Origin of the sequence: Staphylococcus equorum (assembly GCF_001747895.1) — a bacterium.
In the GTDB taxonomy this organism is placed as follows: Bacteria; Bacillota; Bacilli; order Staphylococcales; family Staphylococcaceae; genus Staphylococcus; species Staphylococcus equorum_A.
In genome coordinates this window covers 19,627-31,771 of sequence record NZ_LNNB01000027.1, presented here as the reverse complement: position 1 = coordinate 31,771, position 12,145 = coordinate 19,627, and the positions used below count along the sequence as shown (strand labels likewise).

Annotated in this window: 9 protein-coding genes; all 9 read right to left on the bottom strand. The window is 35.8% G+C overall.

Annotated elements, in window-relative coordinates; genetic code table 11:
• Positions 1–545: 545 nt before the first annotated feature.
• On the bottom strand, positions 546–1,814 hold the full coding sequence (ilvA, locus tag AST02_RS10915; RefSeq protein WP_069817786.1) for a threonine ammonia-lyase IlvA: 1,269 nt from the start codon (positions 1,812–1,814) through the stop codon (positions 546–548).
• A 30-nt stretch (positions 1,815–1,844) separates the two neighbouring features.
• A complete protein-coding gene (leuD, locus tag AST02_RS10910) occupies positions 1,845–2,420 on the bottom strand; it encodes a 3-isopropylmalate dehydratase small subunit (RefSeq protein ID WP_046466313.1) in 576 nt (191 codons plus the stop codon).
• A gap of 1 nt (position 2,421) precedes the next feature.
• Positions 2,422–3,792 (bottom strand): 3-isopropylmalate dehydratase large subunit, encoded by a 1,371-nt coding sequence (leuC, locus tag AST02_RS10905; RefSeq protein ID WP_046466312.1) that lies wholly within the window; start codon positions 3,790–3,792, stop codon positions 2,422–2,424.
• A gap of 17 nt (positions 3,793–3,809) precedes the next feature.
• Positions 3,810–4,850, bottom strand: coding sequence for a 3-isopropylmalate dehydrogenase (gene leuB / locus AST02_RS10900; RefSeq protein WP_046466311.1), 1,041 nt, complete (start codon positions 4,848–4,850; stop codon positions 3,810–3,812).
• Complete coding sequence (locus AST02_RS10895; protein WP_069817785.1) at positions 4,847–6,382, bottom strand: 2-isopropylmalate synthase; 1,536 nt, start codon at positions 6,380–6,382, stop codon at positions 4,847–4,849. Before AST02_RS10895 ends, leuB begins: the two co-directional genes overlap by 4 nt.
• Positions 6,383–6,537: 155 nt before the next feature.
• A complete protein-coding gene (gene ilvC, locus AST02_RS10890) occupies positions 6,538–7,542 on the bottom strand; it encodes a ketol-acid reductoisomerase (protein WP_046466309.1) in 1,005 nt (334 codons plus the stop codon).
• A gap of 52 nt (positions 7,543–7,594) precedes the next feature.
• The gene (gene ilvN, locus AST02_RS10885) at positions 7,595–8,068 is read right to left on the bottom strand and encodes an acetolactate synthase small subunit (protein WP_069817784.1); all 474 of its coding nucleotides are present in this window, start codon (positions 8,066–8,068) and stop codon (positions 7,595–7,597) included.
• Complete coding sequence (gene ilvB / locus AST02_RS10880; RefSeq protein ID WP_069817783.1) at positions 8,065–9,855, bottom strand: biosynthetic-type acetolactate synthase large subunit; 1,791 nt, start codon at positions 9,853–9,855, stop codon at positions 8,065–8,067. Before ilvB ends, ilvN begins: the two co-directional genes overlap by 4 nt.
• Before the next feature lie 12 nt (positions 9,856–9,867).
• Entirely contained in the window at positions 9,868–11,556 is a 1,689-nt protein-coding gene (gene ilvD, locus AST02_RS10875; RefSeq protein WP_069817782.1) for a dihydroxy-acid dehydratase, read from the bottom strand.
• Positions 11,557–12,145 lie beyond the last annotated feature (589 nt).

Sequence of the window (12,145 nt, the reverse complement as noted above, 5' to 3'; positions counted from 1 at the left end):
AAGCTCCTTAGCGCCGATGGTAGTCGGACTTACGTTCCGCAAGAGTAGGACGTTGCCAGGCAATTAAGGACCCGAAAGGGTCTTTTTTTTATGGATAAAAGGAGCTTAACTTCCAAAAAATAACTGGTTTAAGAAAGCGTTTGAAGCTGACGAACTGAGTGAAAGACACAACGAGCTTACAAGCGGTAAGTGAGTAAGGAAAGAGCGAAAGTGAGAAAAGATGCGAACGCTTGCCTTATACCAGAAAAGCTCCTTAGCGCCGATGGTAGCCGACTTACGTTCCGCAAGAGTAGGGTAAGAGGGATACAAAAGACAAGTCTTTTGTATAAGTGTTCCTAAACTCTAATTATTAGAATTAAGGCGCACTTTACAGGCAATTATGATCCGAAAGGGTCTTTTTTTATGGATAAGAAGAGCTTAACTACCAAAAAACAGCTGGTTTAAAATATGAACACATAAGCTTAAGCTCATGTGTAAGAACTACTAGTCCCAATGAGATTGGGAAGTAGTTCTTTAAAAAAAAGCTTAGCACAATAGCTAAGCTTTTAAATAAGGAGTGAATAAAGCATTTTATTTTGATTAATGTAAATATTTGAAGCGTCAAACTCATTTACATTCTTTTTCAAGTTATTCAAATCTTTATGATTATTTAATTGAATGCCTATAATAACTGTACCGGTGTTTTGAGATGATTTTTTTAGATACTCGAATTTAGTAATATCGTCTTTAGGTCCGAGTACATCATTTACAAATTCTCTTAAAGCGCCGGGACGTTGGGGAAAGTTTAAAATGAAGTAGTGTTTCATTTCTTCGAAAAGGAGTGAACGCTCTTCAATTTCTTTCATGCGGTTAATGTCATTGTTACCACCACTCACAACACAAACAACTGTTTTACCTTTGATTTCTGCTTGATAATTATCTAAAGCGGTAATACTTAATGCACCAGCAGGTTCTGCTATAATGGCTTGTTTAGAGTACATATCTAAAATAGTTGAACATACAGCGCCTTCGTGTACTTGAACATAATCATCAACAACTTTTTTAGAGATGTCATAAGTTATTTGACCAACTCTTGCAACTGAAGCGCCATCAACAAACTTATCAATCTCAGGTAATGTTACGATTTGATTTTCTAAAACAACTGATGTATACATACTGCTTGCTCCAGCAGGCTCTACACCAACAATAGATGTTTGAGGTGAATTTTCCTTGAAATACGTGCCAACACCAGAAATTAAACCTCCGCCTCCAATTGCAGCAAATAAATAATCAAATTGTATATTTTCTTCTTTAGATTGATCAATGATTTCTTTAGCAAGCGTGCCTTGGCCCGCAATAGTATAGATATTGTTAAAAGGATCAATGAAATTCATGTTGTTGTCTTCTGTATAGACGAGCGCTTCTTTTAGACAATCATCAAATGTATCACCTGTAAGAATGACTTCGACATTTTGGCCACCAAAGAATTTAACTTGGTTAATCTTTTGAAGTGGGGTAGTGACAGGCATAAAGATAACTGCATCTAAGTGTAATTTATTAGCAGTGTAAGCCACACCTTGTGCATGGTTACCTGCACTTGCACATGTGATGCCCATTTCTCTGTCTTCTTTATTCAAGGCTACAATCGCATTGTAAGCTCCTCTAAGTTTAAAAGATCTGACCCATTGTAGGTCTTCTCTTTTTAAATATACATTACAATCATATTTAAGTGATAAATAATGATCCTTTTGTAATGGCGTCTCTTTAACAGTATCTTTTATTTGTAAGTAAGCTTCATCGATATCTTTTGAAGAAACAGTTGTTTTTACAGTCATATGTTTCACACCTTTGTTAGTTTAGTATCTTTAAAAAGTTTTTGCTCTTTCATAAGAATTGATTTCATCTTCATATTGCAATGTTACTGCAACATCATCAAGTCCTTTTACGAGTTTGTTTTTCCAAGTTTCATCGATATCAAAAGTAAATGTTTTGTCTGGAGAAGTAACAGTTTGATTTGGTAAATCTACTGTGATCGATTCTGCTTGTGCTAAATGTTTTCTCGCTTCTTCATCTAATACAATAGGTAACATCGCATTTTTAGTACAGTTCATATAGAATATATCACTGTAACTGCCAGCAATAATAATGTCAAAACCATAGTCTTTAATTGCCCAAGCAGCGTGTTCACGACTTGAGCCACACCCGAAATTATCTCCGGTAATTAAAATCGATGCATCTTTATATTCTGGTTTATTTGGATTGAAATCTGGATTATCAGAACCGTCATCTAAATAACGCCATTCATCGAAAGCAAATGGTCCAAATCCTGATTTTGAAATACGTTTTAAATGGACTTTAGGTATAATTTGATCGGTATCGATATTGTCATGAAATAATGGTACGACTTTACCTGTATAAGTAGTGATTGGTTTGATTTCCATATTATACAACCACCTTTCTAACATCTACAAATTTACCATTAATTGCTGCGGCTGCTGCCATAGCAGGGGAAACAAGATGTGTTCTTGCACCTTTACCTTGGCGACCTTCAAAGTTACGATTACTTGTCGAAGCACAGTGAACACCATTAGGTACTTGGTCTGGATTCATACCTAAGCACATTGAGCAACCGGGCTCTCTCCAATCAAAACCTGCTTCTTTAAAGATTTTGTCTAGTCCTATTTTTTCTGCTTCTTTCTTAACTGTACGAGAACCTGGAACAACGATTGCTGTAATATTAGGGTGGACTTGATTTCCTTTAACAATATGACTCGCTTCAACTAAATCTGAAAGACGAGCATTTGTACAAGAACCTAAAAAGACATAACCTAAATCGATATCCTCAGCTTTTTGACCCGGTTTTAAATCCATATAATTATATGCACGTTCGTCATTAACATTTTCTATTTCAGGGAAAGGTGTACTAAAACTTACCCCCATTTCAGGACTAGTTCCCCAAGTCACTTGAGGTTCTAAGTCTGAGACATCCATTTCAATGACTCTATCGAATTCAGCATCGTCATCTGTGTAGAGTTCACGCCATTCATCAACGGAATCATCAAAATTTGTTGCGTATGGACGACCTTTAACATATTCAAATGTCGTTTCATCAGGCTCCATCATGCCGTATTTAGCACCAGCTTCGATTGCCATGTTACAAATTGTCATTCTAGCTTCCATACTCAAACTACGAATCGCTTCTCCCGAAAATTCTAGGGCGTAACCTGTACCAAAATCAACGCCATATTGACTAATCAAATGTAAGATAATATCTTTGGCATACACACCAGTCGGCAATTTGCCTGTTACATCAATTTTTAGATTTTTAGGTTTAGTTTGCCATAGGGATTGGGTAGCAAATACATGCTCTACTTCACTTGTACCAATCCCAAAAGCAATTGCTCCAAAAGCACCATGTGTAGCAGTATGAGAATCACCACAAACAATTGTTTTACCAGGCTGTGTTAAACCAGTTTCAGGACCTACCATATGCACAATGCCTTGTTCATCAGAACCCATATCAAATATATGGACGCCGAATTCTTTAGCATTATTTTGCAATGTAGTAATTTGCTTATTTGCAATTTCATCTTTGATATTAAAAATATCTACGGTCGGCACGTTGTGGTCAAGTGTTGCATATGTTAAGTCTGGTCTACGCAGTTGTCTATTTTGGAGTCTCAGACCTTCAAATGCTTGAGGAGATGTGACTTCATGTATAAGATGCAAATCTATATATAATAACTGTGGGTCACCTTCTTTACCAGTCAAGACATGTTTATTCCAAACTTTATCAAATAGTGTTTTACCCATATGACATCTCCTCCTTTTTATAAATTTTCTTTTACGAAATTAATAATATCTGACGTATTATAATTTCCATTGAGATCACGGGTTGTTTTACCTTCTTTAATGAGTTGATAAATTACTGATTCTAATTTTTCAGCTGCTTGTGGTTCATTTAAACTTTCTCTAAGACACATTACAACTGATAAAAGCATACCGAAAGGGTTTGCGATATCTTGGTTTGCAATATCTGGTGCTGAACCATGAATCGGTTCGTAAAGTCGTGGGCCTTGTTCACTAAAACTTGCAGAAGGCGATAAACCTAATGAACCAGGAATTACAGATGCTTCATCACTTAAAATATCACCAAATAAATTTTCAGTTACAATGACATCAAATTGTGATGGATTAGTGATTAAATGCATTGCACAAGCATCTACAAGTAAATGGTTAACTTCTACTTCTGGATAATCTTGTGAAACTTCATTTATTACTCTACGCCATAATTTACTAGAAGAAAGCACATTTTCTTTATCCACCGAAGTTAATTTTTTATTTCTTTTTTGAGCTAAATCAAATCCAACTCTAGCAATGCGTTCTATTTCTGATCTTGTATAAGTAAGGGAATCGAGTGCATCGTCATCACCCAATTTCTTAGGTTCACCAAAATAGATACCGCCAGTGAGTTCTCTTACTAAAACAAAATTTGTGCCTGCAACACGTTCTTCTTTAATCGGAGATAAATGACTTGTACCATTTGTCACTGTAGTAGGGCGTATATTAGCGAATAAGCCTAATGCTTTACGTATGCCTAATAATCCTTGTTCAGGTCTATTGTTAGGGTCAGTCCATTTTGGACCACCCACAGCACCTAATAAAATTGCATCAGCATTTTGACATGCATTTAGTGTTGATTCAGGGAGTGGTTTACCATGGCGATCTATAGCAATGCCACCAAAATCATGTGTTTCTAAGTCATAATTAAAATTAAAATCTTGGCTTAATTGTTCTAATATTTCTAGTGATCCTGTCATAATCTCAGGACCAATACCATCACCTGGTAGAGCTACAATCTTATAACTCATGAATGAATACCTTCTTCCGTAGCAGAATTAGCAACATACTTAGCATGTGCTTCTACATATGATTTACATGAAGCAAGTAAGATATCATGGTCAATACCAACACCTGTAACGATTTGATTATCAATTTTAATTTGTACATGTACTTCAGCTTGTGCATCGGTACCTTCAGTAACAGAATCAATACGGTATTCTATTAACTCAGTGTTGAGGTCAAAGATACGATCTATTGCATTGTACACGGCAACGATAGAACCGGTGCCAATACTAGAATCTTGGTACGTATTACCGTCTTTATCTTTAATGACGACTACAGCACTTTGAAGCCCATTAGAAACAAATTGTAGTTGTAAAGTTTCAACTTGATAAATTGCATTTTGTTCATGTTCTGTACCTTGTATTAAGGCGTGGATATCACGGTCTGTAACTGCTTTTTTCTTATCTGCAATTGTTTTAAATTGTTTGAATAAAGCTTTTTGTTCTTCTGGCTCAACATCGTAACCTAAATTAATTAATTTTTCAGCAAAAGCATGTTTTCCTGAAAGTTTACCTAAAGGTAATTCTGTTGTTTTAACACCAACAAGTTGAGGTGTCATAATTTCATATGTTTCAGGGTTTTTGATTACGCCATCTTGATGGATACCTGATTCATGACTAAAGGCATTTTGGCCGACAATGGCTTTGTTTCTAGGAACTCGAATTCCTGCAAATCTAGCAATTAAATCTGAAGTTTGTTTTGTTTCTTCAAGGTTAATTCTAGATTGATTGCCGTAATGATCTTGTCGAACGTAAAGGCCAAGTGCTACTTCTTCAAGTGCTGCATTACCTGCACGTTCCCCAATACCATTTAAGGTACCTTCTATTCGTTTGGCTCCATTTTCAATTGCAGCCATACTATTTGCTACTGCAAGTCCAAGATCATCATGACAGTGTGCACTATAAATTACTTCGTGGTCTGTTTTGACAGATTCTTGTAGTGTTTTGAAAATTTGACCATATTCAGAAGGGTAACTGAAACCTACAGTGTCAGGTACATTGATTACACTTGCTCCGGCATCAACAGCTGTTTGAACACATTCTATTAAAAATGGTAGTTCTGTTCTTGTTGCATCTTCTGGGGAGAACTGAACTAAATCAAAATATTTTTTAGCATAGCTTACATGTTCTGTTATAGATGCTAAAACTTCTTCCTTAGACATCATAAGTTTGGAATCACGATGTATCGGGCTTGTTGCGATAAAGACATGAATTCTTGGTTTTGCTGCTTCTTTAGTTGCTTCATATACTGCATCAATATCTTTTTTTACACAACGGGCAAGACCACATACAGCAGTTGTTGTTAATTCTTTTGAGATTGCTTCAACTGATTTAAAACTACCATTACTTGATGCAGGGAACCCAGCTTCTATAATATCTACGCCCCATTTTTCAAGTTGATTTGCTATCTTCAAACGTTCATCGAATGAAAAGTTTACGCCAGGTGTTTGTTCGCCGTCTCTAAGTGTTGTATCAAAAATTTGAATATGGCTACTCATTTTCAACATCTCCTATAAATGAATTTTAGACTCATATAACCGTAAGTAATGAAGAAACACACTTTTATGAGAAAAGTAGCTGCATTTTTAAGCAATCACATATTCCTAACTAAGTGTGATTCTTCAATTACGATTAATTTAAAGGTTGAATCTAATTATTTTTCAATGCTTTTAGATTTAATGAATGGCATCATTTCACGTAGTTCTTTACCAACCGCTTCGATTTGATGTCCATGTTGTTCTTCACGTAGTTTGTGGAACTCTTCAAAATTATTTTCATTATCTTTAATGAAACGATCACTGAATTTTCCTTGTTGGATATCTTCTAGTACTGCTTTCATATTATCTTTAACGTCTGGTGTAATGATACGTGGTCCAGATACATAGTCACCAAATTCTGCTGTATTTGAAATTGAATAACGCATGTTTTCCATGCCACCTTCGTATAATAGGTCTACGATAAGCTTCATTTCATGTAATACTTCGAAATAAGCAATCTCTGGTTGATATCCAGCTTCAACTAATGTTTCGAAACCAGTTTGTATTAATTTAGTTGTACCACCACAAAGGACAGCTTGTTCACCAAATAAATCTGTTTCAGTTTCTTCTTTGAATGATGTTTCTAATACGCCAGCACGTGTAGCACCGATACCTTTAGCATAGCTTAAGGCTAAGTCTGTAGCTTCTCCACTTGCATCTTGTTCTACTGCGAATAGGGCAGGGACTGCACTACCTTCAGCAAAAGTACGACGAACTAAATGTCCTGGTCCTTTTGGAGCTACTAAGAATACGTCAACGTTTTCTGGTGGGTTGATAACATCAAAATGAATATTAAAACCATGAGCAAAAACTAATGCATTATTTGCTTCTAGATTGGGTTTGATTTCTTCTTCATATATTTTTCCTTGAGCTTCATCTGGTAGAAGTACCATAATAACATCAGCTTGTTTTGCTGCCTCATTTACAGGATATACTTCGAAGCCGTCATCTTTTGCTTTATCAAAAGAACGTCCAGGTCTGATACCAATGATTACGTCATAGCCGTTGTCTTTTAAGTTTTGTGCATGCGCATGACCTTGAGATCCATAACCTAAAACCGCTACTTTTTTACCTTGTAATGCATCTTTCTTTACTGTTTCATCATAATAAACTGTTGTCATAATATAATCCTCCATGTGTTTTGAAATTTTTGTTAAAACATTAAAGCTTAAGCTAAATAATACCTGCCGAACCCGTACGTGAGACTTGTTCGATTTTATATGATGATAGATCGTCTAATAAATTATCCATCGTGTATTGTGGACCTGAGGCTTGAAGGTACGTATAAGTTTCTTCATTTTTCAATATAGAGACTAGCGCATCATAAGGTTTGATTAAATTTTGTAATTCTTGATGATTGTTTGGTGTTTGTAATTTCACAAGTACCAACTCTCTATTGTAGGTATTTGTATCTGTTATATCTTCAACATCAATAATATTGATTTGCTTTTCAAGTTGTTGAAGTAGCGTGCGTAGCACATCTGTATCAGGTATTTCTGCTACAAAAGTAATATTAGAAATACCTTCTTCTAGCGTAGGTGTTGCGGAAAGATTAACGATATTAAATTGTCTTCGTACGAAAATACTTGTTAATCTATTTAATGTACCTGCTTTATCTCTTACTTTTGTTCTAAATGTTCTTCTCATAATAGACCCTCCATCTCATGGTTTGCTTTACCACTTGGTACCATTGGAGAGACAATTTCAACTGGTGAAATGCGAATGTCAATTAAAGCTGGTCCGTCGTGTTGGAAAGCCTCATCCAATTTTTGTTCTAAGTGTGTAGGATCATCTATGAGATAGGCTTTTACATTATATGCTTCAGATAGCTTAATAAAGTCTGGCTGTCCATTAAACACAGAATGTGAAAAACGTTTATTAAAGAATTTATCTTGCCATTGTTTCACCATGCCAAGCGTACCGTTATTTACGATTACGATTTTAATATCAATGCCATATTCTTCTAAAATACCCATTTCTTGATTTGTCATTTGGAAACCGCCATCGCCTACAAAAGCTACAACCGTTTTGTCTGGTTTAGCTAATTTAGCTCCAATTGCTGCTGGTATACCAAAACCCATTGTTCCTAAACCACCACTGGTAACAAGTTGACCATGGTCTTTGAATGGATAGTATTGTGCAACCCACATTTGATGTTGTCCAACGTCTGTAGTTACAATTGCATCACCATTGGTAATTTCTCCAATATATTCAATTGCACGTTGTGGTTTTGAAAATACACCATCTTCATCATCGCTGTATGCAAATGGTTGTTGTATTTTATTTTCGTTACATGTTTCTAACCAATCTTCATGTCTAATTGAATAACTATCGAAATCGAGTAGAAACTCTAATGTCGCTTTACAATCGGCAACAATACCCAAATCTACTTTAATAATTTTGTTGATTTCAGATGGATCGATATCAACATGAACGATTTTAGCATTTGGTGCGAATTCATCAGGGTTACTAGCTAATCTGTCATCAAAGCGGCTTCCGAAGTTAATAAGTAAATCACATTCCGTTAAGGCCATGTTACTTGCGTATGATCCATGCATACCACCCATACCTAAAAATAGGGGGTGTTCATATGGAATCGCGCCGAGACCAAGTAACGTACTCACTACTGGTAATTGATGTCTACTTACAAATTCAGTAAATAATTCATTGGCTTTGGCATGATTGATGCCTGCACCTGAAAGTACTAATGGTTTTTTAGCACTCTTTAAAAGGTCTCTCAATTTTTGTATATCATCTTTTTTTGGTTTATTAGGTATTGTGTAACCAGGTAATTCTAATTCATCAGTAACTTGTGCATTCGTTGATAGGATACCCATATCTTTAGGAAAATCGATTACTACTGGACCTTTTCTTCCAGTATTAGCGATATGAAAAGCCTCATGAATAGTTTTAGGAATATCTTGTACATTTTTAACTTGATAATTATGCTTAGTAATTGGTGTTGTCATAGATAGTAAATCTGCTTCTTGGAATGCATCCTTACCGATACCAGGTGTTGCGACTTGACCTGTGATAACTACTAAAGGTAAAGAGTCGCTGTAAGCATCAGCAATACCGGTAATCGCATTTGTAGCTCCTGGACCACTTGTAACAACAACTACACCTGTATTACCAGAAACACGTGCGTAACCTTCAGCTGCGTGCGTTGCGCCTTGTTCATGACGAGCTAAGATATGCTTTATTTTTCCTTCGTATAGTGTGTCGTAAAGAGGGAGAACAGCGCCTCCTGGATAACCAAATATAAAATCAACACACTCATTTGCCAATGATTCGACTAATAATTCTGAACCAGATCTCATTTCATCAATTGTCTCTTGTTCTAGTTCAACTTCAGGTTCAACTGCTTCTGCTGCTTCCAAAGATTCGAAATTTTCTGATTTTTCTATTTCAAGTGTTTCAGTATGTTTAGACATTGTGCTCACTCCTTAAATGAGATTTTCGGGAACTTGCATTACGCCACCAGTATTAGCACTTGTAACGAGTGCGGTGTAACGTGCAAGATAACCAGTTTTCACTTTTGCTTTAAATGGTTTTACATCTTGTTTTCTATCTTCTAAAGTTTCATTTGATACTTCGACATTCAATGTTCGGTTAGTTAAATCAATAGTAATTTCATCACCATCTTTAATTAGTCCAATAGGTCCACCAGAAGCTGCTTCAGGTGAGATATGTCCTACAGCAATGCCTCGAGTTGCACCTGAGAAACGGCCATCTGTAATTAATGCGACATCTTTACCTAATCCTCTTCCTACAATTGAAGAAGTAGGGGCTAACATTTCAGGCATGCCTGGACCACCTTTAGGACCTTCATATCTTATGACAACAACATGGCCTTCTCGAACAACGTGATTGTCAATTGCTTCTACTGCATCATCGTGTGAATCAAAACAAATTGCTTTACCTTTAAATACTTTAATTGAAGGATCTACACCACCTACTTTAATGACGGCACCATTTGGAGCTAAATTACCGTACAGAATTGAAAGACCTCCTTGTTTGTCGTAAGGGTTATCTAGATGTCTAATTACATCGCTATTTAAAATTTCTTTACCTTCATTATTTTCACGAAGGGTCTTGCCTGTTGCTGTGATTCTATCTGGATGTAAGGTACCTTCTCTTTTAAATAGTTCATTAATAATTGCTGGGACACCGCCTGCTTCATGTACATCATGCATTGAATAAGAAGAACTAGGTGCTATTTTTGAAAGGTAAGGTGTTTTCTTAGCAATTTCATTAATTCTTGTTAAGTCATAATCGATGCCTGCTTCATTTGCAATTGCTAATGTGTGAAGTACAGTGTTTGTAGAACCACCCATTGCCATGTCTAATGCAAATGCATCATCAATCGCTTCACGTGTTACGATATCTCTTGGTTTAATATCATTTTTAATATTATCTACTAATTTGAATGCAGCTTCTCTAATCATTTCTCTACGTTGATCACTCACTGCTAATGCTGTTCCATTATATGGAAGGGATAAGCCTAAAACTTCCATTAAACAGTTCATTGAATTCGCAGTGAACATACCAGAGCAAGAACCACATGTTGGACAAGCGTTTTGTTCCATATCTAAAAATTCATCTTTTGAAATCGAACCATCTTTAAAAGCACCAACTGCTTCAAACATTGAAGAAAGTGTTAATGCTTTACCTTCTGAAGATAATCCTGCTTTCATCGGGCCACCAGAACAAAAGATGGCTGGAACATTGGTTCTGACTGATGCGAGTATCATACCTGGTGTAATCTTGTCACAGTTAGGAATATAGAATACACCATCAAACCAATGCGCGTTAATTACTGTTTCAGCAGAATCGGCAATGATCTCTCGTGAGGGGAGGGAATATCTCATTCCTATATGACCCATTGCGATACCATCATCTACACCAATCGTGTCAAATTCAAAGGGAATAGCACCTGCTTCACGAATTGCTTCTTTGGCAATGTCTGCTAATTCTCTTAAGTGGACATGTCCTGGGACGATGTCAATATATGAATTACAAATTGCCACGAAAGGCTTATTCATATCTGTTGGTTTTTCTAATGCACCTGTAGCATGCAAAAGACTTCTTGCTGGAGCCTGCTGATCACCTTTTTTGATCATATCGCTTCTCATACTGTTTCCCCCTTAAAATTGAAAATAAAAAAACGTCCCAATAAATTATTGGGACGCTTTCAAGTCCCATTCAACTAGAAAGAGGACTTAAACGTTTAGTAAATTCTTCACTAAAGTTCCAGTCCTAATAGCATAATAAAATGACTAAATTGTTTGAAGTTGTTGGTTTGTATTGCATATGGTTTTTGGTCATTTTATTATACTCCTCTCGAATGAATGGTTTTATTTAATTGAATTGTCTAAAAATTCGATAAATTAAATTTACTACATCGGCGAGGTCATGTCAATAACTTTTTCGAATTATCTCTAAATTCACATAATTGCAAAAAAGAAAGAACTTGTTTCACTATGAAGTAAAATAGGCAAAAATTTGTTAAACTATAAGAGTTATTTATATAGAACAGATAAATTGAAGTAATAGATAGTGATTAATTCAAATAAAATTGCGAATTGCTAATATAGAAAGAACTGAGTTTTTATAATGGGTTATAAGAGAAGTGTTAAAGGTATACAAGTGCTAATCGCACTTTACATGCATAAAAGCAACTAATCACAATAAATTGTGGGAATTTAAAAGGAACGCCTGAGC

Coding starts and splice junctions, on each gene's coding strand:
- leuD (WP_046466313.1), bottom strand. CDS start 2,420: ATGGAAATCAAACCAATCACTACTTATACAGGTAAAGTCGTACCATTA.
- ilvD (WP_069817782.1), bottom strand. CDS start 11,556: ATGAGAAGCGATATGATCAAAAAAGGTGATCAGCAGGCTCCAGCAAGA.
- ilvB (WP_069817783.1), bottom strand. CDS start 9,855: ATGTCTAAACATACTGAAACACTTGAAATAGAAAAATCAGAAAATTTC.
- leuB (WP_046466311.1), bottom strand. CDS start 4,850: ATGAGTTATAAGATTGTAGCTCTACCAGGTGATGGTATTGGTCCTGAG.
- leuC (WP_046466312.1), bottom strand. CDS start 3,792: ATGGGTAAAACACTATTTGATAAAGTTTGGAATAAACATGTCTTGACT.
- ilvN (WP_069817784.1), bottom strand. CDS start 8,068: ATGAGAAGAACATTTAGAACAAAAGTAAGAGATAAAGCAGGTACATTA.
- ilvA (WP_069817786.1), bottom strand. CDS start 1,814: ATGACTGTAAAAACAACTGTTTCTTCAAAAGATATCGATGAAGCTTAC.
- AST02_RS10895 (WP_069817785.1), bottom strand. CDS start 6,382: ATGAGTAGCCATATTCAAATTTTTGATACAACACTTAGAGACGGCGAA.
- ilvC (WP_046466309.1), bottom strand. CDS start 7,542: ATGACAACAGTTTATTATGATGAAACAGTAAAGAAAGATGCATTACAA.